Origin of the sequence: Rhodanobacter ginsengiterrae, from assembly GCF_050026815.1 — a bacterium.
GTDB lineage: Bacteria > Pseudomonadota > Gammaproteobacteria > Xanthomonadales > Rhodanobacteraceae > Rhodanobacter > Rhodanobacter ginsengiterrae.
Genome location: NZ_JALBWO010000043.1, coordinates 49,835 through 74,774, shown reverse-complemented (window position 1 = coordinate 74,774; position 24,940 = coordinate 49,835). Strand labels below are relative to the sequence as shown.

General features: G+C 64.6%; 27 protein-coding genes. 7 read left to right on the top strand and 20 right to left on the bottom strand.

All coding sequences use genetic code 11. The annotated features are described in order from the left end of the window. Nucleotides 1-31: 31 nt before the first annotated feature. From hsdR to ACQGNJ_RS03130, 8 genes are all read right to left on the bottom strand, one after another. On the bottom strand, nucleotides 32-2,347 hold the full coding sequence (gene hsdR, locus ACQGNJ_RS03165; RefSeq protein ID WP_426687781.1) for an EcoAI/FtnUII family type I restriction enzme subunit R: 2,316 nt from the start codon (nucleotides 2,345-2,347) through the stop codon (nucleotides 32-34). Further along, nucleotides 2,344-2,640 carry a type II toxin-antitoxin system RelE/ParE family toxin gene (locus ACQGNJ_RS03160; RefSeq protein WP_426687780.1) on the bottom strand — a complete coding sequence of 99 codons (297 nt, stop codon included), beginning with the start codon at nucleotides 2,638-2,640 and terminating at the stop codon, nucleotides 2,344-2,346. The genes hsdR and ACQGNJ_RS03160 overlap by 4 nt, the downstream gene beginning before the upstream one ends. Before the next feature lies 1 nt (nucleotide 2,641). Continuing rightward, nucleotides 2,642-2,926 carry a type II toxin -antitoxin system TacA 1-like antitoxin gene (locus ACQGNJ_RS03155; RefSeq protein ID WP_426687779.1) on the bottom strand — a complete coding sequence of 95 codons (285 nt, stop codon included), beginning with the start codon at nucleotides 2,924-2,926 and terminating at the stop codon, nucleotides 2,642-2,644. A 49-nt stretch (nucleotides 2,927-2,975) separates the two neighbouring features. Continuing rightward, nucleotides 2,976-3,149: a hypothetical protein gene (locus ACQGNJ_RS03150; RefSeq protein ID WP_426687778.1), complete on the bottom strand. Its 174-nt coding sequence runs from the start codon at nucleotides 3,147-3,149 to the stop codon at nucleotides 2,976-2,978. A 502-nt stretch (nucleotides 3,150-3,651) separates the two neighbouring features. Beyond that, nucleotides 3,652-4,539 carry a DUF3800 domain-containing protein gene (locus ACQGNJ_RS03145; RefSeq protein WP_426687777.1) on the bottom strand — a complete coding sequence of 296 codons (888 nt, stop codon included), beginning with the start codon at nucleotides 4,537-4,539 and terminating at the stop codon, nucleotides 3,652-3,654. 68 nt (nucleotides 4,540-4,607) lie between these two features. Continuing rightward, on the bottom strand, nucleotides 4,608-5,039 hold the full coding sequence (locus ACQGNJ_RS03140; RefSeq protein WP_426687776.1) for a UPF0158 family protein: 432 nt from the start codon (nucleotides 5,037-5,039) through the stop codon (nucleotides 4,608-4,610). A gap of 130 nt (nucleotides 5,040-5,169) precedes the next feature. Then, a complete protein-coding gene (locus ACQGNJ_RS03135; RefSeq protein ID WP_426687775.1) occupies nucleotides 5,170-6,396 on the bottom strand; it encodes a restriction endonuclease subunit S in 1,227 nt (408 codons plus the stop codon). A 2-nt stretch (nucleotides 6,397-6,398) separates the two neighbouring features. Next, on the bottom strand, nucleotides 6,399-7,850 hold the full coding sequence (locus ACQGNJ_RS03130) for a class I SAM-dependent DNA methyltransferase (protein ID WP_426687774.1): 1,452 nt from the start codon (nucleotides 7,848-7,850) through the stop codon (nucleotides 6,399-6,401). 793 nt (nucleotides 7,851-8,643) lie between these two features. Between ACQGNJ_RS03130 and ACQGNJ_RS03125 the strand changes: the two genes are divergently transcribed. Genes ACQGNJ_RS03125 through ACQGNJ_RS03115 form a run of 3 tightly spaced genes read left to right on the top strand, consistent with a single transcriptional unit; the run spans nucleotide 8,644 to nucleotide 11,489 of the window. Continuing rightward, on the top strand, nucleotides 8,644-9,603 hold the full coding sequence (locus ACQGNJ_RS03125; protein ID WP_426687773.1) for a TolB family protein: 960 nt from the start codon (nucleotides 8,644-8,646) through the stop codon (nucleotides 9,601-9,603). Nucleotides 9,604-9,631: 28 nt separating this feature from the next. Then, nucleotides 9,632-10,612: a TolB family protein gene (locus ACQGNJ_RS03120; RefSeq protein ID WP_426687772.1), complete on the top strand. Its 981-nt coding sequence runs from the start codon at nucleotides 9,632-9,634 to the stop codon at nucleotides 10,610-10,612. 49 nt (nucleotides 10,613-10,661) lie between these two features. Continuing rightward, a complete protein-coding gene (locus ACQGNJ_RS03115; RefSeq protein WP_426687771.1) occupies nucleotides 10,662-11,489 on the top strand; it encodes a hypothetical protein in 828 nt (275 codons plus the stop codon). Between the two features lie 21 nt (nucleotides 11,490-11,510). Here ACQGNJ_RS03115 and ACQGNJ_RS03110 read toward each other — a convergent pair whose 3' ends face one another. The 7 genes from ACQGNJ_RS03110 to ACQGNJ_RS03080 form a co-directional block, all read right to left on the bottom strand. Continuing rightward, nucleotides 11,511-12,692: an AI-2E family transporter gene (locus ACQGNJ_RS03110; protein ID WP_426687770.1), complete on the bottom strand. Its 1,182-nt coding sequence runs from the start codon at nucleotides 12,690-12,692 to the stop codon at nucleotides 11,511-11,513. After that, on the bottom strand, nucleotides 12,689-13,015 hold the full coding sequence (locus ACQGNJ_RS03105) for a hypothetical protein (protein ID WP_426687769.1): 327 nt from the start codon (nucleotides 13,013-13,015) through the stop codon (nucleotides 12,689-12,691). The genes ACQGNJ_RS03110 and ACQGNJ_RS03105 overlap by 4 nt, the downstream gene beginning before the upstream one ends. Beyond that, nucleotides 13,012-13,485 carry an ABC transporter ATP-binding protein gene (locus tag ACQGNJ_RS03100; protein ID WP_426687768.1) on the bottom strand — a complete coding sequence of 158 codons (474 nt, stop codon included), beginning with the start codon at nucleotides 13,483-13,485 and terminating at the stop codon, nucleotides 13,012-13,014. Before ACQGNJ_RS03100 ends, ACQGNJ_RS03105 begins: the two co-directional genes overlap by 4 nt. Nucleotides 13,486-13,508: 23 nt before the next feature. Then, entirely contained in the window at nucleotides 13,509-13,871 is a 363-nt protein-coding gene (locus tag ACQGNJ_RS03095) for an ElaB/YgaM/YqjD family protein (RefSeq protein ID WP_426687767.1), read from the bottom strand. Between the two features lie 55 nt (nucleotides 13,872-13,926). Continuing rightward, nucleotides 13,927-14,082, bottom strand: a complete 156-nt coding sequence (locus ACQGNJ_RS03090) for a DUF1328 domain-containing protein (protein WP_007809737.1) — start codon at nucleotides 14,080-14,082, stop codon at nucleotides 13,927-13,929. Nucleotides 14,083-14,219: 137 nt separating this feature from the next. After that, complete coding sequence (locus ACQGNJ_RS03085) at nucleotides 14,220-14,843, bottom strand: YbhB/YbcL family Raf kinase inhibitor-like protein (RefSeq protein WP_426687766.1); 624 nt, start codon at nucleotides 14,841-14,843, stop codon at nucleotides 14,220-14,222. A gap of 25 nt (nucleotides 14,844-14,868) precedes the next feature. Continuing rightward, entirely contained in the window at nucleotides 14,869-15,957 is a 1,089-nt protein-coding gene (locus ACQGNJ_RS03080) for a PQQ-dependent sugar dehydrogenase (protein WP_426687765.1), read from the bottom strand. A 100-nt stretch (nucleotides 15,958-16,057) separates the two neighbouring features. On the opposite strand from ACQGNJ_RS03080, the gene ACQGNJ_RS03075 reads away from it, so the two are divergent. Beyond that, nucleotides 16,058-17,533 carry an AAA family ATPase gene (locus tag ACQGNJ_RS03075; RefSeq protein ID WP_426687764.1) on the top strand — a complete coding sequence of 492 codons (1,476 nt, stop codon included), beginning with the start codon at nucleotides 16,058-16,060 and terminating at the stop codon, nucleotides 17,531-17,533. A 9-nt stretch (nucleotides 17,534-17,542) separates the two neighbouring features. Here ACQGNJ_RS03075 and ACQGNJ_RS03070 read toward each other — a convergent pair whose 3' ends face one another. Both ACQGNJ_RS03070 and ACQGNJ_RS03065 read right to left on the bottom strand, forming a co-directional pair. After that, the gene (locus tag ACQGNJ_RS03070; RefSeq protein WP_426687763.1) at nucleotides 17,543-17,899 is read right to left on the bottom strand and encodes a response regulator; all 357 of its coding nucleotides are present in this window, start codon (nucleotides 17,897-17,899) and stop codon (nucleotides 17,543-17,545) included. A 59-nt stretch (nucleotides 17,900-17,958) separates the two neighbouring features. Next, a complete protein-coding gene (locus tag ACQGNJ_RS03065) occupies nucleotides 17,959-20,394 on the bottom strand; it encodes a hybrid sensor histidine kinase/response regulator (protein ID WP_426687762.1) in 2,436 nt (811 codons plus the stop codon). A 215-nt stretch (nucleotides 20,395-20,609) separates the two neighbouring features. On the opposite strand from ACQGNJ_RS03065, the gene ACQGNJ_RS03060 reads away from it, so the two are divergent. Continuing rightward, nucleotides 20,610-20,822, top strand: coding sequence for a DUF3820 family protein (locus ACQGNJ_RS03060; RefSeq protein WP_426687761.1), 213 nt, complete (start codon nucleotides 20,610-20,612; stop codon nucleotides 20,820-20,822). 115 nt (nucleotides 20,823-20,937) lie between these two features. Continuing rightward, nucleotides 20,938-21,549 carry a 2OG-Fe(II) oxygenase gene (locus tag ACQGNJ_RS03055; protein ID WP_426687760.1) on the top strand — a complete coding sequence of 204 codons (612 nt, stop codon included), beginning with the start codon at nucleotides 20,938-20,940 and terminating at the stop codon, nucleotides 21,547-21,549. Here the strand turns inward: ACQGNJ_RS03055 and ACQGNJ_RS03050 are convergent. Genes ACQGNJ_RS03050 through ACQGNJ_RS03040 form a run of 3 tightly spaced genes read right to left on the bottom strand, consistent with a single transcriptional unit; the run spans nucleotide 21,522 to nucleotide 23,902 of the window. Then, on the bottom strand, nucleotides 21,522-22,586 hold the full coding sequence (locus ACQGNJ_RS03050; RefSeq protein ID WP_426687759.1) for a YheT family hydrolase: 1,065 nt from the start codon (nucleotides 22,584-22,586) through the stop codon (nucleotides 21,522-21,524). The two genes, ACQGNJ_RS03055 and ACQGNJ_RS03050, sit on opposite strands and share 28 nt — an antisense overlap. Continuing rightward, nucleotides 22,583-23,383 carry a lysophospholipid acyltransferase family protein gene (locus ACQGNJ_RS03045; protein WP_426687758.1) on the bottom strand — a complete coding sequence of 267 codons (801 nt, stop codon included), beginning with the start codon at nucleotides 23,381-23,383 and terminating at the stop codon, nucleotides 22,583-22,585. Before ACQGNJ_RS03045 ends, ACQGNJ_RS03050 begins: the two co-directional genes overlap by 4 nt. 42 nt (nucleotides 23,384-23,425) lie before the next feature. Then, nucleotides 23,426-23,902 carry an Lrp/AsnC family transcriptional regulator gene (locus tag ACQGNJ_RS03040; protein WP_426687757.1) on the bottom strand — a complete coding sequence of 159 codons (477 nt, stop codon included), beginning with the start codon at nucleotides 23,900-23,902 and terminating at the stop codon, nucleotides 23,426-23,428. A 137-nt stretch (nucleotides 23,903-24,039) separates the two neighbouring features. Here ACQGNJ_RS03040 and phhA point away from each other — a divergent pair, with 137 nt between their 5' ends. Further along, entirely contained in the window at nucleotides 24,040-24,933 is an 894-nt protein-coding gene (gene phhA / locus ACQGNJ_RS03035) for a phenylalanine 4-monooxygenase (RefSeq protein ID WP_426687756.1), read from the top strand. Nucleotides 24,934-24,940 lie beyond the last annotated feature (7 nt).

Below are 24,940 nucleotides of genomic sequence, written 5' to 3'. Positions count from 1 at the left end.
GTTTCTGCAGAGGTTGGGCGTATCAAGACAACTAGTGATAGAGGTGCGCCTGGATCGCGATGAAGGCTTCGCGTATCGCCGGCACCGGACCCAGCAGGCGCTTGGCATCGTTGGTGCCGCCGTATCGGATGCGCAGAAAATCGGCGATCTTGCGCGAAGCCAGCTCGTCGACGCCATGCTTTTCATACGCATCGAGCACATAGTCGAGAAATGCCCGCATTTCGCGCTGGTAGCCAATCAGCCCCGTGGTGCGCGCGGCACCGGCGCGTTCTGAGCGGGACAACGGCGCCAGCGTAAAGCGGACATAAGCCAGCACGTCAAAGATGTCGCTGTCGGATGCATCAATCAGGCGACGCATGGCGTCCAGCCGATCGGCGTCGTAGCCGAGATCCCTCAGCCGTTGCTGGAAGGCCTCGCGCCGGTCGGGATCGCTCCACACCGCACGCAACTCGTCTTCGGAGGCAACCAGGGTGCCCAGGTCGCCGAACAACTGCTGCATGAATTCCTGTGCGGTGATCTGCCGGCCCTCGTGCCAGTAGGTCGTGGCGGCGAGATAACGAATCGAGCGCTCCTTGCCGTCGGCCAGCCTGACGATGATCTTGGGCGTAGGCTCCGGGGTTTCCCTAACCTCGCGGGGCGGCGGCGGGACTTCATCGGCGCCCGCGGCACCTTTCGGGCGACGCGGCTCGTCCGGCGGCAACGGCTCGCCGTCCCACTCCGGATCGTTGAAGTGCTCGTAGCCCTTCACGAAGTCGTAGATGGTGAAGAAATCCTTGCCGTCGAAGGTACGCGTGCCGCGGCCGATGATCTGCTTGAACTCGATCATCGACTTGATCGGGCGCAGCAGCACGATGTTGCGCACGTTGCGCGCGTCCACGCCGGTGGACAGCTTTTTGGAAGTGGTCAGGATCGTCGGCAGCGTCTTCTCGTTGTCCTGGAACTCGCGCAGATGCTGTTCGCCGAGCTTGCCGTCGTCGGCGGTCACCCGCTCGCAGTAATGCGGGTCGGGGTTGTCCTTGATCTGGTTGATGGCATTGCGCACGCGCGCGGCATGATCCTGGGTGGCGCAGAACACCAGGGTCTTCTGGCGCTGGTCGATCTGGTCCATGAACTCGTGCACACGGCTTTCCTCGCGCGCATCAATGATCAGTTTGGTATTGAAGTCGGCCTCCGTGTATTCCCGGTCCGGGTCAATCTCGCCGCCGACTACCTCGTCCTCGTCGGAGTAGGTGTAGGTATCGAGCGTGCTGGCCATCTGGCGCACCTTGAACGGCGTGAGGAAGCCGTCGCCGATGCCTTCCTTCAACGCATAGGTGTACACCGGGTCGCCGAAATAGCGGTAGGTGTCGGTGTTGGCGTCGCGCTTGGGCGTCGCGGTCATGCCCAGCTGCACGGCGGGTGAAAAGTATTCGAGGATGCCGCGCCAGCTGCTTTCGTCCTTCGCGCCGCCGCGATGGCATTCGTCGATCACGATGAAGTCGAAGAAATCCGCCGGGTAGCCTTCGAAGGTGAACTGCGGTTCGCCCGCGCTATCCGTGCCAGTCATGAAAGTCTGGAAGATGGTGAAGAACACGCTGGCGTTCTTCGGGATCTTGCCCTGCTTGCGGATCTCCTCCGGGCTGATGCGGCACAGCGCATCGGGCGCAAATGCGCTGAATGCGTTGTAGGCCTGATCGGCCAGGATATTGCGGTCGGCCAGGAACAGAATGCGCGGCCGACGCACCGGATCACGACTCAGGTTCCAGCTCGACTCGAACAGCTTCCACGCGATCTGGAACGCGATCGAGGTCTTGCCGGTACCGGTCGCCAGCGTCAGCAGAATGCGCTGCTCGCCCTTGGCGATGGCCTCCAGCACCGCGGTAATCGCGTTGTGCTGGTAATAACGCGGCTGCCACTTGCCGCCGCCGGTTTCGAACGGCACCGCGCCGAAACGGTCGCGCCAGTCGTTGCCTTCGGGGAAGCAGCGTGTCCACAACTCTTGGGGCGTCGGAAAGGGCAAGGCGATATCGCCTTCCTTGCCGGTCTGCATGTCGATGCCATACCAACCGATGCCGTTGCTGGCGTAGGCAAAGCGTGCCTGCAGCCGCGTGGCGTAATCCTTGGCCTGGCCCACGCCCGCGGTGTGGCCAAGGCCGGCGCGCTTGGCCTCGATCACCGCCAGCTTGCGGTCGCGGTAAGTCAGCACGTAATCGGCCGACAGCGGATTGACCCGCCCGCCACCGCCGGTGATGCGGCCGGGGCAGATCAGCTCGCGATGCACCATCGAGCCCTCGACCACGCCCCAGCCGGCATCGCGCAGCACCGGGTCGATGCGGTTGGCGCGCGTATCGGCTTCGGTCTCGTTCATGCTTGTGCGTAGCTCCCTTCGCGTTGCGCACGAATGGCCAGTATCAACGCCATATCGATCAAGGGCAGATATCGATACAGCGCGATGTATCCCCGTGTCCCATGGCCAATGACCAATTCCCGTTTGTCGTCACCGGCGGGGCGGCCGATAAACGGGTTGTCGGCGAGCACGTCGAAGGCGCTGATGATTTCATCTGCCCGGGTCTCGGCGGCATCGCTTTCATGCCGACGCAAATGTTCCACGATGCGTTCGAGATCCCCGATGACTTCGGGCGCCAGCCTGACGCGCGTCACCTTATCGATCCAGCTTTCGAGCCACTGGCCGCTTCACGGTTTTTCCGGCGAGTCGATCCTTGAGGTAGGCACGCGCTTCCTCCCACGGGATGCTCTTTCCGGACTCCAGGAATTGCGCGTAACGCTGATCCGCCAAGGCGTGGAACGCGGCGCGCTGCTCGGCCTGATCAGCCTTTTCGGCGATCGCCTCCAGGATGAAATTGTGCGCGGTGGTGCCGGCATGTTCGGCTGCCTCGGCTACGCGGGCTTTCAGGTCGTCGGGCAGGCGGATGGTGGTGGTGCTCATGCGGCGCTCCGGGGCTGGCTCGGCTTTGGATGAATGTAGCACGTTTGTGTTACATGGACGGACGAGTAGGGGCGTTGGCCAGATCGCGCAGGATGACGCGGGCCGTCGCCGGATCGCCGTTGAGGAACAGCGCCGCGGCCTCGCCCAGTAACGCCGCCGCAAACGCTGGCTCGCGTTGCACACGCTCCACGAGCGTCTGTTTGAAGTCTCTGGTCAGGGGCATGATTCACCTCGATTGCGTCGTCGGAAAAGGCGTTGCGTCCTCCTGCGGAGGGCGCGTTACTTCTCTTGAGTCGCCAAGAGAAGTAACCAAGAGAGGGCGACCCTCCTCGGCGCTTGCCGGGCTTCGCCCGCCAAGTTCGTGAGCCGCGGCCGGGCTTTTCGACAGGACTCCTGTCCTGGCGAAAAGGCATCGGCATCCATGCCGATGCCCCTGCGGGCCCGTCGTCCACATCTCACCGCCTCACAAGGGGGTGGAGATCAAGATCAAAATCTAAGGCAACTGCCCGCTCTATCGACCCGAGTTCGGTATTTAACTTCCACCGTCCCCGGCTTCCCCGGATCCTCCGCACGAACACTTGCATCGAAAGTGTTCAGATCGCTCAGGCCCACAATCGAGCCCTGAGCAGCATGTCCGAGTCGCCTTGCAATTCTCACTACATGAGACCCATACTTATCCGTAAATGGGTTGGGGGTTCCCGGCCGGCGTTATGGCCTCGGTGCGTTCACCGGGGCCTTTCGCTTTCTGGAGCTGGGTGAATTTTCAATCCCCATCCGTCGAATCCGACGCCCACGTTTTTGCGGCCGCCACTGCAGAAGAACTTCCGCTTCAGCACCTCAAATGCGCGATTGGCTTGTTCCGGCCTGACCACCGACAAGCCGATCGGGCGGGCCACCAGATCTGCCAACTGCAATCCGGTCGAGTTGGTCTTCTTGTCGGCAAAGATGACTTCGAACGGCAGCGGCTTGCCGAACTTGTTTTCGCCCGCGCACACGCGCCGGAACTCCAGCTCAAGCTCCGCGTCTTCCTTCTTGCCCCTGCATTCGACCACCACGTGAGTGGGCAGCTCGTCCTGGTGCTTCTCCTGCACGAACTCGTACAGGGTTTCGAGACAGAAGCCCAAGGCCAAGTGGTAAGGATTCTCGCTGTGCTCGCGTAACCGTGCCTTGTCAATGATGCTGGCGATCAAGATGAAGTTGTTCGTTTCAATGATGCCCGTCAACTCATCCAGAAACGCTTTCTTGTGGGGTCGACTGGAGAACCGAAAGCTGCCGCGCTCCTTGCGGATGTCCGTCTCGTGCAGCACGACCACGTCATGCCCGAAATGCTTGAACTTGAAGCTCTCCAGCGCGGGCACGACGTGGCTGACGTAATAAGCCTTTTGAAAGACGCAGAATGCCAGCACGAACACCGGATACTGCGGGTCGATGCTCTCAAGACCATGATCCCCGCTCTCATCCACATAGACCACGTAATGACTATGTTCTTTGCCCGGAACTATCGGCGCGGCTTCCGGCAGTGACTTGGCCACGTGTTTGCCAAACAGCGGGTATTGGCCGGAGGCATCCGGCGATGGCATTTCGCCGGCACTGGTCGATGATGATTTGGTCATGGATCGAGCTTACAGCCGTCCGGAGAAAGCTTCTTGCGGGCAATATCAGCGGAGTTCGGCGCCATAGGTCAGTCGGCCAGGGTGAGGCCGTTGTCCGTGCACCATTCGCGCAGCTCCTGGCGGGTCTGCTCCGCCTCCCACTGATGCCAGGCGTCGAGGCTCTGGTGGCGCTCCAGCAGATCCTTGAAGCGGGCATAGGCGCCGCGGTGCGAGAACATCGCGCACACCTGTTCGTAGCATGCCGGCAGCTGCGTGCGGGCGAACTCCAGCGCCAGCGGCTTGCCCAGCCCGAATTCACGCTTGTCCGGCACTGCCACGTAGCGCTCCGCGTCGTCGATATCCGCCGGCAACGGTTCGAAATCGTCGCTGTCCTCGCCGTGCCACAGCACGGTGCCCGTTTCCTGGCATACCCAGGCCGCGGTGTCAAAGCCGCTTCCCGCATCCACGAACAACAGGGCGTCTTCGAGGTCACCCAGCTTGACGGGGGGTTGCTCGCTCATGGGAAGCTCGAATAACCCGGCTTTTTGCAGGAGCGCACCCTGTGCGCGAATGGCACACCACGTCGCAGCGTGTTTTCGCGTACAGGGTGCGCTCCTGCAGATGACCACGGCGAGATTTTTCGAGTCCGCTTCATGTCAGCTCGCCGGAGAAGGCTTTTTGCAGGAGGGATTGGCGGAGGTTGGCGATGTCGGCGAGCTTCTGGTCGTATTTGCCCACAAGTTCCTCTGTGTGACGGTGAATCGCGCGCAATGATTCGACTAAGCGCGACTGCGTCGCCAGGTCAGAGGGAAACGCCACCTCAATTTCGCTCCACTTACTTTTGTTGATAATTGGTAGCGTTGCTTGACCTGAACGTCGCATCACGTCCTTCTGAAAGCTCGGAGTGATGAACTGATAGTAAAGAAATTCTCCGGAAATTCCATCGCGCGGAAAGACTGAATTTATCTGCTGATTAGTGACTATGTCGGTTTCCGTAAACCCAGCCTTGCCGATGGTTGCACCGATGCACACCATCAGCGCCGAACCCGCAGGCACCGTGCGCGCCTTCTTGGCTCCAAGCTCGCTCAGGCCCTGATTTTCGAGTTCAAGTGAGCCATCCAACTTGAAATCGCCAGGTTTGATGAACGGAATGAAATCGCCATAGCTCTCTGCTTCAGATGCCTTTGGTGTTGTTCCCGTCTGAGTTGTACCGAGGGACTTCAAAGGTAGTCGCTTCCAGCCAGAAGCATCGCGCCTGAGTGTTGCTTCCAACAATGTTCCGAACAGCTCCCGACAGCTCTCGCGATTGGCCTCGGCATGGGCGCGGGCGCGGTCGAGGGCGGCGAAGGCCTGATCGAGCACCGCAACGATCCGCTTCTGGTTCTCTAGCGGCGGAAGAGGAATCAGCAGTCGCCCCAGATCCGAGAACCGTAAGTTGTTGATGTTCGCGCCAGCGGACAGCGAGTCAATGAAATCCGAATACGCCGTTGAACGAGTGAAGTAATAGAGAAACTTCCCAAGCACCTGAGCACATGGAACGACCAGCCCCATAAAGCCGCCGAACGCATAGTCGAAGTCATCTTCGACGTAGGCAACTTTCCCGAGATGGCTGCGGCTTCCGCTCGCGGTGCATATCAGTAGCGAGTTCTTCAGAAGTTTCTTGGACGCCGGAACAGGCACTACATCCGAGATGAATCGAATATTCGTGAGATCGAGACTACCGGTTTCCAAGTTGACGTTGTTCGCTCGTAGGACCGCGTTGGACGAAAGAGCCACTTCATCGGACTTCTTGTAAGTCAGTCCACGACGAAACTCGACCAGTTCAGCCAGCGGCACCATCTTCAAAGGCACAACGTCCAGTCTTGTCGCAATAGCCACGCTCACAACATCCCCCGAATTTCTTGCAGAATCTGCGCCGTCTCCGCATCCCGCGCCAGCATGTCGGTAATAATCTGCTCTGGACTGCGCAACGCCTCCGCCTCCGGCGCGTTCGGATTCTTCACCGACAGATCCCAAGTCGCCTTGTCCACATCCGCGACCGCCACCGTCCAGCTCTTGTCGCTGTCGGTCTTGGTTGCCTGCAAGGTCACGAACTCCGCCAGATCCTCGTCGTTGAGCGGATTGGTCTTGCCCATGCTGCGGCCGGGATCGAGCTGGTAGAACCAGACCTTGCGGGTCTTCGATCCCTTCTCGAAGAACAGCACCACGGTCTTGACGCCGGCGCCCTGGAAGGTGCCGCTGGGGCAGTCGAGCACGCTGTGCAGGTTGCAGGTTTCCAGCAGCTCCTTGCGCAGGGCGACGCTGGCGTTGTCGGTGTTGCTGAGGAAGGTGTTCTTGATGACTACCGCGCCGCGACCGCCGGCTTTGAGCTTGCGGATGAAGTGTTGCAGGAACAGGTAGGCGGTTTCGCCGGATTTGATCGGGAAGTTCTGCTGTACCTCCTTGCGCTCGCCACCGCCGAATGGCGGATTGGCCAGCACGATGTCGTGGCGATCCTTTTGCTGGATGTCCATCACGTTGTCGGCGAGCGTGTTGGTGTGGCGGATATTGGGCGCATCCACGCCGTGCAGGATCAGGTTCATCACGCCCAGTACGTAGGCCAGCGATTTCTTCTCCTGGCCGTAGAAGGTCTTGCGCTGCAGCGTGTCCCATTCGGCGGCGGAGAGGTTGTCGCGGCGCAAGTAGTCCCAGGCTTCGCACAGGAATCCGGCCGAGCCACAGGCGCCGTCGTAGATGGTTTCGCCGATCTGCGGCTGCACCACCTTGATCATGGCGCGGATCAGCGGGCGCGGCGTGTAGTACTCGCCGCCGTTGCGGCCGGCGTTGCCCATGCGCTTGATGCGGGTTTCGTACAGGTCGGACAGCTCGTGCTTGGCCTCCTGGCTGCCAAAGTTGAGCTGGTCGATGATTTCCAGCGCATCACGCAGCGAGTAGCCGGAGCGAAAGCGGTTGGCGATCTCGGCGAAGATCTCGCCGATCTTGTATTCCAGCGAATCGGGATCGTCGGTGCCTTCGCGGAAGGTCTGCAGATACGGAAACAGCCTGCCGTTGACGAACTCGATCAGATCCTTGCCAGTGCGTGCCGCGTTGAGGTCCGGCGCGCCGTCCTTGCTTTTCGGCGCGGCCCAAGTCTGCCAGCGATAGGGCTCGTCGAGGATCGGCGAGTAATCGCGACCTTCCAGTCCGGCCTCGTCTTCCCACTCCTTCTCCATGTCGTCGAGGTACTTGAGAAACAGCAGCCACGAGGTCTGTTCGGCGTAGTCCAGCTCGGACGCCAGCCCCTCGTCATTGCGCATGACGCGGTCCATGTTGTTGAAGGCATTTTCAAACATGCGATGCGGTGTTCCTGATGGGGTATCGGGCGCAGCCGATGGCTTGCTGCCGAGGCAATCCGCCGAATGCGCTTTCGATCGGACGCATCCGGCACAAAACCGGGGGCAGCGCGCACTTTACAACGTCCGCACCCGTCCGACTGACGGGACGGAGCTTTGCGGTGAACCCATTCCTGCCGGCTTCCCTGCGGATTGAAAACCACTGCTGCAAGAGCGCACTACCCACTTTGGCCTTTGCCCTTTTGCCCTTCTGAGGAGTGCGGGCCAGGATGGCCCGCTGCTCTACCCGGGGCCCCTGTGCGGCGGTGAGGCGGGGTCGACAGGCCGCGCAGCGGGAGTCGACAGGGACGTCGACTCCTTTTCGCACGGGCAGGATGCCCGTTCGAAAAGCCCGGCCCCGGCTCACGGACTTGCCGGGCAGGAAGCCCGGCAAGCGCCAAGCGGGGTGGCCTTTCTCTTTGGTTATCTTTCTCTTTGGCCACGCAAAGAGAAAGTAACTCGGCCTCCGAAGGAGGGCGAAAGCTCTTCGCTCTACGCGCAAGCCTCGCCACAGGCGTACCAACTGAAGTGCGATGCCTGCCTTCGCGGGCATGACGAGGTGGGGTGCGAGCACGCTTCCTGCAACGGCTCAGCGCACGACGCGTCGAGCGAGTCGATTCCCCGGCGAAGCGGACCGATGGTCCCGCGATGTCAACCGCTGATCCCAGCGAATCCCCACTCGTCACAAACTGCCAGCAACGCGTCGCCCCCGCCGCGCAGACTCGACCGCACATCATCCTGTCGAGGCACCTGCATGGCCTGCCATCCACTTCCCCTGTTCGCCTGCAGCCTCCTCACGCTGGCCCTTTGCGGCATCAGCACCGTCCGCGCCGCCGACACCGCACCCACCACACCGGAGATCTTCGCCCCCGGCGCGATTTCCGGCCCGGCCGGCGTGGATTGCCTGACCTTCGCGCCCGACGGCAACACTGTCTACTTCGACCAGCAGGCCGGCTGGAACGGCTTCATCATGGAATCGCACCGGATCGGCAAGGGCTGGTCGACGCCGCGGATCGCACCGTTTTCCGGGCAGTGGCAGGACCACGATCCGGCGATGGCGCCGGACGGCTCGTTCCTGCTGTACACCTCCAACCGCGCCGATGTGGCCAGCGGACCGGCGCTGCGCGGCGGTCATCTGTGGCGGGTCGATCGCCGTGGCGACGGCTGGGGCGAGCCGCGGCGGTTGCCCGACGCGGTGAACGTGGGCACCAGTGTCTATGCACCCAGCGTGGCGGCCAATGGCGACGTGTACTACCAGCGCCGCGACGAGGCCACCCACGAGTTCCATCTCTACCGCACCGCCTGGCGCGACAGCCACTACCAGCCACCGCAGCGGCTGGCGCTGGGCGATCCGGCCGCGCACGAGCTGGACCCGGCGATCGCGCCGGACCAGTCGTTCATGGTGTTCGACGCCAATTACGCCGGCAAGGACCAGCCCGACCGGCTGTACATCGTCTTCCGCGAAGGCGATGCCTGGAGCAAGCCGATCGATCTCGGCGATGCGGTGAACCGCTATGAACCCTGGGGTTCGCACCTGGGCCCGGACGGCCGCAGCCTGTACTTCACCAGCAACTACACGGCGAAAGTGAGTTATCCGCGCACGCCGACGCAGGCGCGCGCGGACCTGGCGCGCATGCGTGCCTGGGACAACGGTGGCGACCACATCTGGCGCGTGTCGCTGGCGCCGTGGCTGGACGCGCATCGCGCGAAGTGAATTCGTGCGCATCTCATCAGGAGCCACCATGTCACTACGCATTCTCGCTTTCACCGCCGGCCTCGCGGCCACGTCCGCCACCTTGCCCGCATCGACCGTCGGCGCCGGCGAGCTGGTCGGGCCCGGGGTGATTTCCACCGGCCTGCAGGAAACGTCGGCCGCACTGACGCCGGACGGGAAAACGCTGTATTTCATGCGCTCGGACTTCGCCGAGGCCGACGACACCATCATGGTCTCGCAGCGTGTCGACGACCATTGGTCGACGCCACGGGTGGCCGCGTTTTCCGGCCAGTGGCACGACTCCGAACCGACGTTGTCACCCAGCGGCAAGCGCCTCTACTTCGTCTCCAACCGGCCGCTGCGGCCGGGCGGCGCGCCGGTGACCGCCGCGATGAACGGGCGGCAGTTCGCCGGCAGCAATCTCTGGTATGTCGAGCGGCAGGCACATGGTGGCTGGAGTGCGGCCGTGCACGTCGATGGCGCGCTCAACGACGGCGCGATGATCTACAACCCGTCGGTGGCGGCGAACGGCGACATCTATTTCTCCGCCCATCGTGCGGATTCCGGCAAGGCCTATCAGATTTATGTGGCGCGCGACCAGGGTCACGCCGCGCCCGAGCGGCTGCCGCTGGGCGATCTCGACCATAACCGGATGGATCCTGCGATCGATCCGCAAGGGCGCTTCCTGCTGTACGCCGGCAACGAGGGCGATGCGCTGGGCAGTGCCGACATCTACATCGTGTTCCGCCAGCCGGACGGCGGCTGGGGCAAACCCGAGCATCTGGGCGGTGACGTCAACAGCCGCGTGCTGGAGAACGCGCCGTCGCTGGGCCCGGCGTTTGGCGAGCTGTTTGTGTCCAGTGCACGCCGGGACGAGATGTCCTTTCCCAAACGGCGCGACGATGCGGACTCACTGCAACGCCGCCTGCAGTCGCCGCTGAATGGCTCGCGCAACCTCTGGCGCTTCGACATCGGCGAAGTGCTGCGCACACACGGCATCACGCATTGAATATCCATCGCGCCAGGGCCGATGGGTAGCGGGCAACGACGAACACGCCATGGAGAACATCATGAAACCCCGCTTCCGCGCTAGCCGACACCTCGCCTTGTGCGCCGGGGTCTTCTGCCTTGGCACCTCATGGGTTCATGCCCAGTCCACCACGACATTTCTGCGCCCTGACCTCGAAGTCGGTGAACACTTGTCCGACGTGTTCTCCAAGACGGTCTCGACGAAGGGCACGGGTTTCAAGGAACAGGTCGATCGCATCAGCGGCACAGCCGACTACGTGGTGACCGGCGTCACGCCGAAGGCCATCATCTTCGATGAGGACGATCGCTACGATGGGCATCCGGCCAACGGGCCGGTACACGACATCGAGATCCTTCGCGACGGCGTCACCACCTGTCACGCAGGTCAGTGCCGCATCAACGACCAGACCAGCGGCGTGATCTTCAATCCGTTGCTGTGGGGCAAGGCGCCGGATCAGCTCCGTCCCGGTGCGAGCTGGAAATTTGCGATCGCCGCGCCCTGGGAAATCGGCCCGGTCGGCACCGGACAGGTGCACGTACTGCGCGTAGATCCGCGCAACGGGAGCGTCACGCTGACCCGTATCGGCAACGGTACGGGACCATCGTCCGACGATCAGCACCGCGAGAAAAGCGGGAAATCGATGCAGATCATCACCACGGCCGGAAAAGCGATCGAGGTGTCGGTGATCCCTGGCCAGACCAGCTGGCGCGGCTATACGACGATCCGCCGGGGCGTCGTCATCAGCGACGTGATCATGGTGCGCCGGCAGGTGACGCTGGTAGCCGCAAGCGGCGACAGATTCGAAGGCCAGCAGCGCGCCTATACCTTGCTCAACCTGGTACAGGATGCGCTCTGAGCGGCACGGTACCGACCGCGCTCAGCGCTGCACGATGTGCGCGAACCACTCCCAGCCACGCACGCGTTCGCAGATCAGCTTGGTGCAGGTCAGCATCGGCACGGCGAGCAAGGCGCCGGGGATGCCCCACAGCCAGCCCCAGATCAGCAACCACAACAGGATCGCGATCGGGCTCAGCCGCATGCTGGCGCCCTGGATCAACGGGGTGATCAGGTTGCCTTCCACCGCGGTGATGCCGGCGAAGGTGAGCGCCGGCAGGAACACTTCCAGGTTGGCGTCCTTGGCGTACAGCATGCAAACGATGGCCAGCACGGTGGTGGTGACGAACGCGCCGACGTACGGAATGAAGTTGGCGAACATTGCCACCGCGCCCCACAGCAAGGGGTCGGGCACCTTGTACAGCCACAACATGCCGGCGGTGATCGCGCCGAGGCTGGCGTTGATCACGAAGGCGGTCAGCAGGTAGCGCGAGATCTCGGCCTGGATCCCGCGCACGATCGTCACCGCATGGCGCTTGTAGGCGAAGCTGGGGGTGATCTCGACCAGCCGGCGCAGCATCGAGTCGCCATAGATCAGGAAGAAGAACACCAGCAACAACACGCTCAGCACCGCCGCGAGCACCTTGGGCGCGGTGGAAACCACGTCCCAGGCGGTTATCGATACCGATGTCGGCTGCGGAACCTGGGCCCGGTTGGTGCCGTTGACCAGAGTTTGCGTGGCGCGGTTGGCCGCCTCCAGCGGCTGGGTCACACTGCGCAGTTTCGGCACGAAACTCTTGATCGCGGCCGGTGCGCCGTGGAACCAGCCGACCGCCGGCTGCGCGAGCAGGCCCACGCCGGTGCTGATGCCGGCGATCAACCCGATCATCAGAACCAGTGCGGTAAGCCAGCGCGGGACGTGCAAGCGGGCGCCAAAAGCGACGATGGGGTTCAGGGCCAGACCAATGAATGCCGCCAGCACCAGCGGTATCAGCAAGGCCTTGGTCAGGGTGATGGTGTACAGCAGGGCCAGCAGCAGCAGGACGTTGAACACCAGGCGCATCGCGCGCAAGTGGCGGCGTATGCCGAGCGCGGGGTTGCGCCGGCGCAGCGGGGAAACCGCCAGTTCGGCCGATGCCTCGGCGGCTTCTGCGGCGATGGCGTCGTCCAAGGTCGGTGCTGACGCGTCCGGCGCCGGGGTCGGCAAGGGCTCCGCCTCGATCATGCCGTTTCGCCGGGCTCGACCGCCCCTGCCGCCGCGTGCGCCACGATCGCGGTTTCGGCGAACTCGGCCGCCAGGCGGGTGCCTTGCGCCACCACCTCGGCGAAACCGCCGCTCAGCAGCGGACCGAGTCCGGGCACGCGCAGCGGATGCACGTCGAGCGAGCCCAGCACCACGCCGGCGCCAGCGGCCACGCCGACGGTGGTCAGCGGATATTTGCGCCCGCGCGCGAGCAAGGCCGATGCCGGCCTGGCAACGTCGTGCCGCGCCAGCTCCATGCGCAACTGGGCGGCTTTCACCCGGGCGATGCGATTGAACAGACTCATCTCGTCTCCCCTTCCTGCGACCCGGGCGGCGCCTGCGCGGCAGCGGCTGGCCCGGCCTTGTGCCGGGTTTCGCGCATCATCGCACTCCACTGACCGCGTGAGGCAGGCAGGCTCATCCAGTGCATGCAACGCCGGAACAGCACGATCGCGCCAAGCAGGAACAACAGCTGCAACACGGCCAGGCCCAGCAGGGCCCAGAACCACGAACCCCACCATGCCGCCAGCATCACGCCGACCAGACCCAGCAAGGTGAGGCCCAGGCCGACCCCGGCCACCGTGGCGGCCAGCGCTGCCAGCAGCGCCCACGACACCGCGCTGCGGGCCAGCCCCAGTTCCGCGGCGAGCAATTCCAGCTGCGCGCCAAACAGACGCCGCATGGCTCGCCCGAACTGGCCCAGTTCGGTCAACAAACCGGACGACGGCACCGGATCCGGTGCCGCCGTCTGGTTTGATGCTCCGTCAGCGTGCATGGAGTCAGCTGGGCCGGGCCTGCTCACCGTCGCAGGATGCGGCCAAGCAACCAGCCAGCGCCGAGCGCGATGGCCACCGACTGCACCGGCTTTTCGCGCACGTAGTCGCGCGCCTGCTCCAGCCATTCGTCGGCACGGTCCATGGTGTGGTCATACACCTCGCGGCCGCGCTCGCTCACTTCGGCCACCTTGTCGCTGGCCTTGTGCGCTGCGCTGGCGGCCTTGTCGGTGGCGTGATGCAGACCTTCCTCGACATGCTCAGCCGCGCGATCGACGGTGTCCCTGGTGCTGGCAACGGCGGCGGAGGTGGCCTGCTTGATGCGCTCGGCGCGCTCGTCGATGCGGTCATTGACCGGTTGTTCGGTGCTGCTGACTTGCTTGTTCATTGCTTGCTCCGGAAAGACTTCAGTATGACGCTGGTGCATCGCAACCGGGAGGGGGTCAACTGGCGCGACGGAAGAAGGCGATGATCGCCAGGATCAGGAAGATCACGAACAGGATCTTGGCGATGCCGGCCGCCGCGCCGGCAATGCCGCCGAAGCCGAGCACGGCGGCAATGATGGCGATGACCAGGAAGACCAGGGCGTAATGAAGCATGGGAGGAATCCTCTTGTAGTGAAGGGGTGCCCGCGTTGAACCCGCGTGCCGCCATTCACCCATAGCCCATGCCTTTCGCGTGTGAAGAGAACCGGCGCGGGCGTGCACGCAGCGCCCACGTTCGGCGTCGTGCCGGTTCAGGAAACCACGGCAGGATTGAGCGTGTAGGTCCCGACCAGCTGTGCCTGCTCCAGTACATGGCCGGCCATCGCCGCCCGCAGGTCGGCCAGCGAGAAACCGGTGACCAGCGGCAGCGCGGCCACGTCCAGCGCATACACGGTGAAGTGGTAGTGGTGCAGCAGCGCATCGTTCCACGGCGGACACGGACCGTCGTAGCCCAGGTATTCGCCGCCCATTTCCGGATCGCCGCTGAACCAGCCGGTGAAGTCGTTCACGCCCTGCACGCTACCGGGCGGACCGAACGGTGCGCGCTTGCCGCGTGGGGTGATCTCGTCGCTGCACGCGCCCGCGCCCAGCTCGCCGCACTCAGCCGGGATGTTGGCCATCAGCCAGTGCACGAATTCCACCCGCGGCAGCTCCGCCGGCACCGTGCGACCGGCCTGATTCACGTCGTCGCCGCGGCTGGGCACATCGGGGTCGATGCAGCTGAGCACGAAGGAACGCGTGGCCGATGGCGCGTTCTTCCAGGCAAGGTGCGGGCTGTGATTGTCGGACAGGGCCACCGGATCACCGGCTTTGCCGAAGGCAAAGCGGGCGGGAATCGGCTGGCCATTGGCAAAGCTGTCGCTGCGTAGTTGCATGGGATTGCCTCGGGAACGGGGAACGCTACGGTTGATAGGTGACGCGATAGATGGCGCCGGCCAGATCATCGCTGACCAGCACGCTGCCATCCGGCAGCGGCTGCACGTCGACCGGGCGGCCCCAGGCACTTTCGTCGCGCATGAAACCGGTGATGAACGGCTGGTAGGAGATCACTTTGCCGCGGTTCAGACGCACCGTCATCACCCGGTACCCTGATTTCTGCGTGCGGTTCCAGGAGCCGTGTTCGGCCACCAGGATGGCGCCGCGGTAACTGGCCGGGAACTGCCTGCCGGTGTAGAAGCGCATGCCCAGCGAGGCCACGTGGGCGCCCAGCTTCAGCACCGGTGGCACATAGTTCTTGCAGCTTTTGCCCTTGCCGAAATCAGGATCGGGCACATCCCCCTGGTGACAATACGGATAGCCGAAATGCTGGCCGACGGCGGTGATCTCGTTCAGTTCGTCGCTGGGCACATCGTCGCCGAGCAGGTCGCGGCCGTTGTCGGTGAACCACAGGTGGCCGCTGCCGGGCTGCCAGTCGAAGCCGACCGTATTGCGGATGCCGCGCGCGACGTCTTCCCAGCCGCTGCCATCGGCGTTCATGCGGATCAGCTTGCCGTGATCCGGCGCGGGGTCGCAGATATTGCACGGCGCGCCGATCGGCACATACAGCTTGCCGTCGGGACCGAAGGCGAGAAACTTGCCGCCGTGATGGGTTTCGGTGGGCAGCTTGTCGGTGACCAGTTCGGGCTTGGGCGGCGCATCCAGGTGCTGCTCGATGTCGCGAAACCGCAGGATCCGGCTCACCGCCGAGACGTACAGGTCGCCATCGTGGAAGGCCACGCCCATCGGCAGCTGCAGCCCGCTGGCGATCACCCGCACCTGCTCGGCCACGCCGTCGCCATTGCTGTCGGTGAGCGCGTAGACCTTGCCGGCGTCGGTGGAGCCGACGAACACCGTGCCCTTCGCGCCGACGGCCATTTCGCGGGCGTTCGGCACCTGGCCGGAATACAGCGCGACATGGAAACCTTGCGGCAGCACCAGTTTGTCCGGAGCGGACGCGGCCAGCGCGGGCAGTGACGAAAGGATCAGCAACAACGACAACAGCAGGCGCATGGCAGCGCTCCTTCGGCGTGCGGAACGGCCAGCGTATACCGGCGCGCGTGAAGCCAGAAGCGTCCGCGCTCTGTAAACTTGCGTTCTCCGAGGGGAATACATGAGCGAATTGCAGGATCTCACCACGCTGGTGCGCGCGGCCACGCCATTGCTGGTGATCGAAACGGTGGACGAGCAGCGGGTGATCGAGTGCTTCCGCCACGTGATCGCCCAGGCGCTGCATCCGCTGTGGCGCTGGACGCTGACCGACGGCCTGCGCCGGCTCGACTTCGCCCAACTCGACGGTGAGGTTGCGGCGGACGCCACCGCCACGCTCGACGCGATCCGCGCGCAGGACGAACGCGGCATCTACCTGATGTTCGATTTCCACAGCCTGCTGCGTTACGCCATGAGCCTGCGCCAGCTGCGCGAAATCGTGCAGCGGCATCGCTCGGCCGCGCATACCATCGTGCTGGTCGGGGCCAGGGTGGAACTGCCCGAGGAGCTGGAGGCGCTGGCGCTGCGCGTGCCGCTGGCGCTGCCCGATCTCAAGGAGCTGGCCGGCATCCTGCGCGGCGAGGCGGTGGCCTGGCAGCGCGAACAGAACCGCAAGGTCGAGGTCGACAACGATGCCGCGCGCACCATCGTGCGCAACCTGCTCGGGCTGTCGGCACCGGACGCGCGGCGGATCGTGCGCAAGCTGATCTATGCCGACGGCGCGCTCGGCGCGAGCGATTTGCCGGTGCTGATGCAATCGAAGTTCGACCTGCTCAACCGTTCCGGCCTGCTGCATTACGAATACGCCACCGCCAGTTTCGCCGACATCGCCGGCGTCAGCCGCGTGCGTGAATGGGTGCAGCGGCGCCGCGCGGTATTTCTTGCCGCCACGCCCGACCCCGCGCTGGATCCGCCCAAGGGCGTGCTGCTGCTTGGCGTGCAGGGTTGCGGCAAGAGCCTGGCGGCGAAGGCGATCGCCGGCGGCTTCGGCGTGCCGCTGGTGCGGCTGGATTTCGGCACCTTGTACGACAAGTACCAGGGCGAGACCGAGAAGAACCTGCGCGAGGCGCTGGCCAGCACCGAACTGCTGTCGCCCTGCGTGCTGTGGATCGACGAGATCGAGAAAGGCCTGGCCGGCGGTGGCGACGACGGCGGCGTGTCGCGCCGCGTGCTCGGCTACCTGCTGACCTGGATGGCCGAGCGCAAGGCCAAGGTGTTCGTGGTGGCCACCGCCAACGCCGTGCAGGAACTGCCCGCCGAGCTGCTGCGCAAGGGCCGCTTCGACGAGATCTTCTTCGTCGACCTGCCGGTGGCCCTGGTGCGCGAGCAGATTTTCGGGATGCATCTGGCGCGACGCAAACTCGATCCCGCCGGCTTCGAGCTGCCGGCGCTGGCGGCCGCCAGTGAAGGCTTTTCCGGTGCCGAGATCGAACAGACCATCGTCAGTGCACTGTACGACGCCGCCGGCAGCGGCAAGCCGCCGGACCAGGCAACCCTGATCCACGCCCTGCAACAGACCCGACCGCTGTCGGTGCTGATGCGCGAACAGGTCGATACGTTGCGGGGGTGGGCGCGAGGCCGTTGCGTGGCAGCGGACTGACGCCGGCGCTCAGGCCAGCAGGTCGCGCACCGCGGCCTCGAGGTCGACCTTGCTGAACGGCTTGGCCAGGAAGCGGATGTCGGGGAACTCGCTCTTCAGGGCGCTCTGGTCGGACCCGGACAACACCATGAACGGGATCTTGCGCGCCAGCAGATCGAGCAGGATCGGGCGGGCGTCTTCGCCGCGCAGCCGCATGTCCAGCAGCACGGCATCGATCTGGCCATCCTCGATCTCGAACAGCGCGTGCTCGAGGGTGAGGTTGATCGACACCTCGTGCCCCATGTCGCGCACGATGTCTTCGACCAGCATGGCCACGACCGGATCGTCTTCGACGACCAATACCCGTCTCGCGGTGGTTGGTGACACGTGCGCACTCCCCTGTTCGACCGTGAGTCTGGCAGCAAGCACGACGGTGCGCCAGATAGTCAGCCGGTGCGGGTGAGGTGCTCGATGCGGCGGCTCAGTTCGGCCATGGTGAACGGCTTGTTGAGCAGTTCCACGCCCGATCCGGGTTCGACATCGAAAAGGGCCTCGCCGGCATAGCCGGTGATGAACAGTATCTTCAGTTCGGGGCGCAGTGCGCGCGCCTTTGCCGCCAGCTCGCGGCCATTGAACCCGGGAAGGCCGACGTCGGTGATCAGCAGGTCGACGGGATGTTCCAGCATGCCGATGATCGCCAGGCCGCCGGGGCCGTCCTGCGCTTCCAGGCCGCGATGTCCCAGATCATTGAGCAGGGCCACTATCAGTTCGCGCACATGCGCTTCGTCATCGACCACCAGCACGGTGCGCGGCGTGGCCACGGGTAGCGGATCCGCAGCCGCCTGCTCCGCCGAATCGGTCACTGCGGCGTGGCTGCGCGGCAGATACAGCCTCACCGTGGTGCCCGCGCCCGGTTTGCTGTCGATCTGCACGAAACCGCCGGACTGACGCGCGAAACCATAGACCATCGACAGGCCCAGGCCGGTACCCTGGCCGAGTGGCTTGGTGGTGTAGAACGGCTCGAACACGCGGGCGAGGATGTCCGGCGTCATGCCGGTCCCGTTGTCGCTGACGACGAGGCAGACATGATCACCGGCGCCTGGCTCGCCCGTCGCCAGCGTGTCGGCAAGGATCTCGCAGTTGCGCGTGGCGAGCGTCAGCACGCCGCCTGCGGGCATCGCGTCGCGGGCATTGATGACCAGGTTGAGCAAGGTGTTTTCCAGCTGGTTCACATCGCAGCGGGTCGTCCAGAGGTCGCCTGCGGCTTCCACGTGAAGCTGGATGCCGGGGCCCACGGTGCGATCAATCAGCTCGCGCATCGATGCCACCAGTGCGTTCGCGCACACCACCTTGGGCTCCAGCGGCTGCCGGCGCGAGAACGCCAGCAGGCGATGGGTCAGCGCCGCCGCCCGTTGCGCCGACTGCATGGCCAGGCCGGCGCAACGCTCGGCGTCTTCGTGGCGACCCTGGGCGAGGCGCGTCTGCATCATTTCCAGGCCGCCGATCACCCCGGTCAGCAGGTTGTTGAAATCGTGCGCGATGCCGCCGGTCAGCTGGCCCACAGCCTCCATTTTCTGCGACTGACGCAGCTCCTCGTGCGCCTTCTCCAGTTCACGGCTGCGCTCGGCGATGCGCAGTTCGAGCAATTCGGCGGCGCGCTTCTGGGCCTCGATGTCGGTATTGGTGCCGATCCAGCGCTCGATGCTGCCGTCGGCGCCAAACAACGGCATCGCTCGTGCGATGTGCCAGCAGTACACGCCATCGGCGCGGCGCAGGCGAAATTCCGCCTGGTAGGGCGTGCCGGCGGCAACCGCCTGCATCCAGCCGGCCGCCGCCAGCGGCAGATCGTCCGGGTGCACGATGCTGCCCCAGCGGTCGTCCTTGAGATCGTCGGAGCTCACCCCGGCATACTCGTAGACGCGGTCGTTGAACCATTCCAGGCTGCCATCCACGCGCGCCGTCCAGGCCTGATTGGGCATGGTCTGGGCCAGCCCGCGGAAGCTCGCCTCGCTGCGACGCAAGGCTACCTCGGCATGCTTGCGCGCGGTGATATCCACGAACAGCACGGCGATGCGCTCGGCGCTTTCGGCCAGCCGTGCACGCACCTCATACCAGCGCCCGTTGGCGCGACCCAGGTCGATTTCGAACTGACTCGGCTGACCGCTTTCGATCACCTTCGCGTAGGCGCGGATCAAGGCCTCGGGCACCGCCGGCAACATCTCGCGCAGGGTCCGCCCCGGCGCCACGCTCGAAGCCAGCCCGGTCTGGATCTCGAATGCAGGATTGACTTCGACGAAACGGAAATCGACGATCTCGGCGTTCCGGTCACGCACCACCTGGGCGACGAAGAAGCCCTCCTGCATGTTCTCGAACAGACCGCGCCAATGCGCCTCGTTGTTGCGCAGGGCGATCTCGGCCTGCAGCTGGGCGGTGGTTTCGCTGCAGGTACAGAACATCCCCTCGATGGCGCCGTGCGAGCCACGCAGCGGCGAATAGGAGAAAGTGAAATAGGACTGTTCCGGCGAGCCGTTGCGCTCGATCCGCAACGGAAAGTTCTCGAAGAACGTCGACGTGCCGGCATAGGCCTCATCGATCAGCGGACTGATTTCATCCCAGATTTCCGGCCATATCTGCTGATAAGGCATCGCCAGTGCCGCGGGATGACGCTTGCCGAGGATCGGTATGTAACCGTCGTTGTACAGACAGATGCGTTGCTCGCCCCACAACAGGAACATCGGAAACGGCGAGTTGAGCATCAGGCTGACCACGGTACGCAGGGCATCGGGCCACTGCTCGACCACGCCAGGCAGCGACTGCGCCCACGGATGCTCGCGCATCAGCGCGCCCATCTCGCCACCGCCATTGAGGAAACCCGTTTTCATCGCATGCCGTCCATCGCTGTCCATCCCTCGTAATGCCTGTGCGCGACGGTACCCTGCATGCCTTCGGTTTGACCAGAACAGGCGTGCCGGGAATGCTGCGTCGATCCCTGCCATCCTGGCTGACCGCGCCGTGGCAAAGTGCATGGCGATTTCTCTCATCGCTACCCTGCCGGCCGGCACGGCGATGCCTTTTCCCATGCCGCAGAGGCCATGACATGAACGCCGCCGACCTGCAACAGCTGGTGACCGTCCGCATGCCGTATGGCAAGTACCAGGGCCGGCTGATCGCGGACCTGCCCGGCGCCTACCTGGCCTGGTTCGCGCGCAGGGGTTTTCCGCCCGGCCAGCTGGGCCAGCTGCTGGCCCTGATGCTGGAGCTGGATCACAACGGCCTGGGCAGCCTGCTCGAGCCATTACGCACGCGCTGACCAAATGCATCGTATGCTGGGTTGCTGCCGGTCATGGCAGCCTGTCCCCCAGCGCCGGCCATCCAGGCATGCACCGGAACGGCCACTCCGCTGCGTCGTGCACTCCGGGCGTTCGATGTCCTCCCCTTCCGATTTCGCCGCTGCGGCCAGTGCGCTGGCGGCCGATGGCTGGTGCATGCTGCCAGGGCTGCTGGACGACAGGCAGACCGATGCGCTGGGCCGCGAATGCGCAGCGATGCACGATGCCGGTCGGCTGCTGCCCGCCCGCACCGGTGCTGACCGCACGACATCGACGTTGCGCGGCGACAGCACCCACTGGTTCGCCACGGGTGCGATGACCATGCCGCAGCAGGCTTTTGCCGACCGTATGGACGAGCTGCGCCAGACTCTGGGGCGCGAACTGATGCTCGGTCTGGTCGATTGCGAATCGCACTATGCGGTGTATGGCCCCGGCGCGGGCTACGCCCGGCATCTGGACCGCTTGCGCGGCAACGACGCGCGGGTGATCTCGGCGGTGTTCTATCTCAACCGGAACTGGCTGGATGCGCAGGGCGGCGCGCTGCGGCTGTATCTGGGCGACGGCAGCCAGCGTGACATCTATCCGCACATGGGCAGCTTGCTGCTGTTCCTGTCCGGACAGTTCGAGCACGAAGTGCTGCCGGCCACGCGGGACCGCATGAGCATCGCCAGCTGGATGCGTCAGCGCGCCGTCGGCGCGAACGGCTGAGTCGCTGCTGCCGTGGATTCATCCGCACGCGTGGCGGCATCGGCGATCGCATTGAAGCGGCCGGCGATGTAGTCGTCGGAAAAACTGGTCATGCCCCAGTCGCGGATGAAGCCACAGTGGCCGCCGTGATCGGCGATGTCCAGTTCGACATTGGGCGGCAGTTCGAGCTGCTCGAAACTGCTGACCGGAATCACCGGGTCATCGCGCGAAGTCAGGATGGTGGCGGGAAGCTGCATCGCCTGCATCACGTCCCCGGCCACCGAATAGCCGTCCAGATACTGCTGCAGCGACTTGAAGTCGGTATGCCGCAGCACCAGCGACTCGGTCAGTCCGCGCAGGTGCTGCTTCAGCTCGGACATCTCGAAGAACTGCTGCTCGGGAAACGCCTGCTGCTTGGCCAGCAGGGAGTGCCGCCACTTGCGCATGAAATAGGCCTGGTAGAACCAGGGCGCGGTTTCCTCCAGCGCGAACAGGCCGACGCCCGGGTCGATGATCGGACAGACCGCCAGCACGTAGCTCAGCGGTATGCCCAGACGCGAGGTCTGCAGCGCGGCGCGCAATGCAAAGTTGCCGCCCAGCGAGAAGCCGGCCAGCGCCATCGGCCGTGCCGGCCAGCGCTGCGCAATATCGCCCAGCGCATGCACCACCTCATCGAGCCGGCAGGAATGGAACAGCGCCTCGTTGAGTCCGTGGCTGTCGCCGTGGTCGCGGAAATTCAGCCGGAAGATGTCCCAGCCATCACGCAGCAGACGGCTGCCGGTCTGCAGCACGTAGGTGGAATCGACGCTGCCCTCCCAGCCATGGAACAACACCGCCAGGCCGCGGGACTGCGCGCGACTGACCTGCGCGGTATAGGCGCCGGACAGCCGCACCCCGCCGCCGCCATCCACCACCACGTGCCGGGCACCCTGCAGCACGGTCTTGGCCGCCTTCGGCAGCAGTACCCGGCGCACGCCGCTGGAGGACAGCATGGTCTGGATGTGGCCGCTGCGCAGCGGCCAGGGTGGGCGGAAATCCTTTCCGTACAGCAAGGTCATCCCGGCCGGTCTTCCAGTGCGGCAGCGATGCGTTCGCGCGACAGCTCGGCCATCCGTCGCCGCGCATCGGGCGTGGCAGGCACCGGCGCGAGGAAATGGATCTCGGCATCCATCGGCGCCTCGCCGAGCAGGCGCACGATATTGCCGAAGAAGCTTTCCTCCTCGCGGAAGCCGGCATCGAGCAGCCGCCGGCCGTCGCGTGCAAAGCGCAAGGCCACCGGTTGCACGCTGACCTCGGCGTCGAGGGCGGCCTGGAAGATCCGCGCGTGGAACACCTTCAGCACGCCGTTGTAGCCGGTGCCGCCTTCCGGGAACACCGCCACCGAGCGGCCGGCGCGCAGGCATTCGACCATCGCCTGCATCACCGTGGACAACGAATGATTGCTGCCACGCCGATGGAAGATGGTGCCGCCGCTGGCGGCCAGCCAGCCGACCAGCGGCCAGCCGGCGATCTCTGCCTTGGCCACGAAGCACGCGGCGCGCTGGCTATGCAGCATGGTGATGTCGATCCACGAGGTGTGGTTGGCGACAAACAGCACCGGGTCGCGTTGCGGCTCGCCGAAGCGGCGCGCGCGCATGCCGAAGATGCGCAGCAGAGTCACCGACCAGAGCCGGATCATGCGATGCGCAAACGGTTCGCGTCCGTTCCTCATCACGGCATGCTGGTTCCAGCTGAGCAGCAACCCGCACAACAGGATGCCGAGCACGATGTGCAGCAGCACCAGCGGCACGCGCCACAGGTAGCGCAGCGGGCGCAGCAAGTCGCGTTCGGGCTCGGAAGTGGTGTCGATGCTCATCAGCGGGTTAGTTTAGCGTTAGTTTTGCGGCGCCGCAGACTGTCATCGTTCCAGCTGGGCCAGCGGCAGCGAGGGTGAGCGTTTGACGGTACGCAGGACGAAGCTCGAATTGACATCGCCCACCCCGCTGGCGTTCAACAGATGGTCGAGCAGGAAGCGGGAGAAGTCCTGCAGGTCGGCCACATGGACGTGCAACAGATAATCCATGTCGCCGGTCAGCGCATGGCAGGCGACGACTTCCTCCCATGCATTCACGCGTTCGACAAAACTTTCGATCGCGCTGCTTTCGTGCCGGGTCAGCTGCACCCGCACGAACGCCTGCAAGCCTAGGCCCACCGCCTGCGGGTCCACCTGCGCCGCATAGCCGGTGATCACCTTGTCGCCTTCCAGCCGCTGCAGGCGGCGCAGGCACGCCGACGGCGACAGGCTGACCCGCTCGGCCAGCTCGGCGTTGGTGATGCGCCCCTCGCTTTGCAGCACGGCCAGCATGCGCAGATCGGTGCGATCCAGTGTCGTCATGTGCAATTCACATCCGAATTCATGCCGGTATACGCAACGATAGTGCATCACTGCAGCGGATTCAGGCAACAAAGCAATCTTCATGCGAGGGATTCGCCTTAAGCTGTGGCTCTGCCTGCGCACCACCGGAGTTGCCCATGGAAAACACCACGCCCCGCAAAGTCGAACACCAGCAGACCGACCGCGGCTACGTGCCGGTGTACGCCACCGGCGTGGTCGCGCAGCCGTGGGCCAGCTACAGCCAGACCGACCATGAGGTGTGGGACACCTTGTTCCAGCGCCAGCGCGAGTTGCTGCAAGGCCGCGCCTGCCAGGAGTTCCTCGACGGCGTCGAGCGTTTCGGGCTGGGCGACGGCGGCATTCCCAAGTTCGCCGAGCTGAACAAGGTGCTCGGCGCCGCCACTGGCTGGGAGCTGGTCGCGGTGGAAGGCCTGCTGCCCGACGAGGTGTTCTTCGACCACCTGGCCAACCGCCGCTTTCCGGTCAGCTGGTGGATCCGCAAGCCCGACCAATTGGATTACCTCAGCGAACCGGACCTGTTCCACGACATGTTCGGCCACGTGCCGCTGCTGCTCAATCCGGTGTTTGCCGACTACATGCAGGCCTACGGCCGCGGCGGCATGAAGGCGTTCGCGATCGGCCCCGACGCGCTGATGAACCTGACCCGGTTGTACTGGTACACGGTGGAGTTCGGCCTGATCAACACCGCCGAAGGCATGCGCATCTATGGCGCCGGCATCGTCAGCTCCAAGGGCGAGTCGATCTACTGCCTGGATTCGCCGTCACCGAACCGGATCGGCTTCGACCTGCCGCGCGTGATGAGCACGCGCTACCGCATCGATACCTACCAGCAGACCTACTTCGTGATCGACAGCTTCGATCAGCTGTTCGAGGCGACGGGTCCCGACTTCACCCCGATCTACGCGAAGCTGCGCGAGCTGCCCGCGCACGCGGCCGGCGACGTGCTGGACGGTGACCGCGTGTTCACTCGCGGTGATCGCGAAGGTTGGGCCACCAACGCGGATACCTGAGCGGTTT

What these genes read in the sequence shown, in the direction of transcription:
- hsdR (WP_426687781.1), bottom strand. Translation starts at nt 2,347, where the DNA reads ATGAACGAGACCGAAGCCGATACGCGCGCCAACCGCATCGACCCGGTG.
- ACQGNJ_RS03155 (WP_426687779.1), bottom strand. Translation starts at nt 2,926, where the DNA reads ATGAGCACCACCACCATCCGCCTGCCCGACGACCTGAAAGCCCGCGTA.
- ACQGNJ_RS03150 (WP_426687778.1), bottom strand. Translation starts at nt 3,149, where the DNA reads ATGCCCCTGACCAGAGACTTCAAACAGACGCTCGTGGAGCGTGTGCAA.
- ACQGNJ_RS03145 (WP_426687777.1), bottom strand. Translation starts at nt 4,539, where the DNA reads ATGACCAAATCATCATCGACCAGTGCCGGCGAAATGCCATCGCCGGAT.
- ACQGNJ_RS03140 (WP_426687776.1), bottom strand. Translation starts at nt 5,039, where the DNA reads ATGAGCGAGCAACCCCCCGTCAAGCTGGGTGACCTCGAAGACGCCCTG.
- ACQGNJ_RS03130 (WP_426687774.1), bottom strand. Translation starts at nt 7,850, where the DNA reads ATGTTTGAAAATGCCTTCAACAACATGGACCGCGTCATGCGCAATGAC.
- ACQGNJ_RS03125 (WP_426687773.1), top strand. Translation starts at nt 8,644, where the DNA reads ATGGCCTGCCATCCACTTCCCCTGTTCGCCTGCAGCCTCCTCACGCTG.
- ACQGNJ_RS03120 (WP_426687772.1), top strand. Translation starts at nt 9,632, where the DNA reads ATGTCACTACGCATTCTCGCTTTCACCGCCGGCCTCGCGGCCACGTCC.
- ACQGNJ_RS03115 (WP_426687771.1), top strand. Translation starts at nt 10,662, where the DNA reads ATGGAGAACATCATGAAACCCCGCTTCCGCGCTAGCCGACACCTCGCC.
- ACQGNJ_RS03110 (WP_426687770.1), bottom strand. Translation starts at nt 12,692, where the DNA reads ATGATCGAGGCGGAGCCCTTGCCGACCCCGGCGCCGGACGCGTCAGCA.
- ACQGNJ_RS03105 (WP_426687769.1), bottom strand. Translation starts at nt 13,015, where the DNA reads ATGAGTCTGTTCAATCGCATCGCCCGGGTGAAAGCCGCCCAGTTGCGC.
- ACQGNJ_RS03100 (WP_426687768.1), bottom strand. Translation starts at nt 13,485, where the DNA reads ATGCACGCTGACGGAGCATCAAACCAGACGGCGGCACCGGATCCGGTG.
- ACQGNJ_RS03095 (WP_426687767.1), bottom strand. Translation starts at nt 13,871, where the DNA reads ATGAACAAGCAAGTCAGCAGCACCGAACAACCGGTCAATGACCGCATC.
- ACQGNJ_RS03090 (WP_007809737.1), bottom strand. Translation starts at nt 14,082, where the DNA reads ATGCTTCATTACGCCCTGGTCTTCCTGGTCATCGCCATCATTGCCGCC.
- ACQGNJ_RS03085 (WP_426687766.1), bottom strand. Translation starts at nt 14,843, where the DNA reads ATGCAACTACGCAGCGACAGCTTTGCCAATGGCCAGCCGATTCCCGCC.
- ACQGNJ_RS03080 (WP_426687765.1), bottom strand. Translation starts at nt 15,957, where the DNA reads ATGCGCCTGCTGTTGTCGTTGTTGCTGATCCTTTCGTCACTGCCCGCG.
- ACQGNJ_RS03075 (WP_426687764.1), top strand. Translation starts at nt 16,058, where the DNA reads ATGAGCGAATTGCAGGATCTCACCACGCTGGTGCGCGCGGCCACGCCA.
- ACQGNJ_RS03065 (WP_426687762.1), bottom strand. Translation starts at nt 20,394, where the DNA reads ATGAAAACGGGTTTCCTCAATGGCGGTGGCGAGATGGGCGCGCTGATG.
- ACQGNJ_RS03060 (WP_426687761.1), top strand. Translation starts at nt 20,610, where the DNA reads ATGAACGCCGCCGACCTGCAACAGCTGGTGACCGTCCGCATGCCGTAT.
- ACQGNJ_RS03055 (WP_426687760.1), top strand. Translation starts at nt 20,938, where the DNA reads ATGTCCTCCCCTTCCGATTTCGCCGCTGCGGCCAGTGCGCTGGCGGCC.
- ACQGNJ_RS03050 (WP_426687759.1), bottom strand. Translation starts at nt 22,586, where the DNA reads ATGACCTTGCTGTACGGAAAGGATTTCCGCCCACCCTGGCCGCTGCGC.
- ACQGNJ_RS03045 (WP_426687758.1), bottom strand. Translation starts at nt 23,383, where the DNA reads ATGAGCATCGACACCACTTCCGAGCCCGAACGCGACTTGCTGCGCCCG.
- ACQGNJ_RS03040 (WP_426687757.1), bottom strand. Translation starts at nt 23,902, where the DNA reads ATGACGACACTGGATCGCACCGATCTGCGCATGCTGGCCGTGCTGCAA.
- phhA (WP_426687756.1), top strand. Translation starts at nt 24,040, where the DNA reads ATGGAAAACACCACGCCCCGCAAAGTCGAACACCAGCAGACCGACCGC.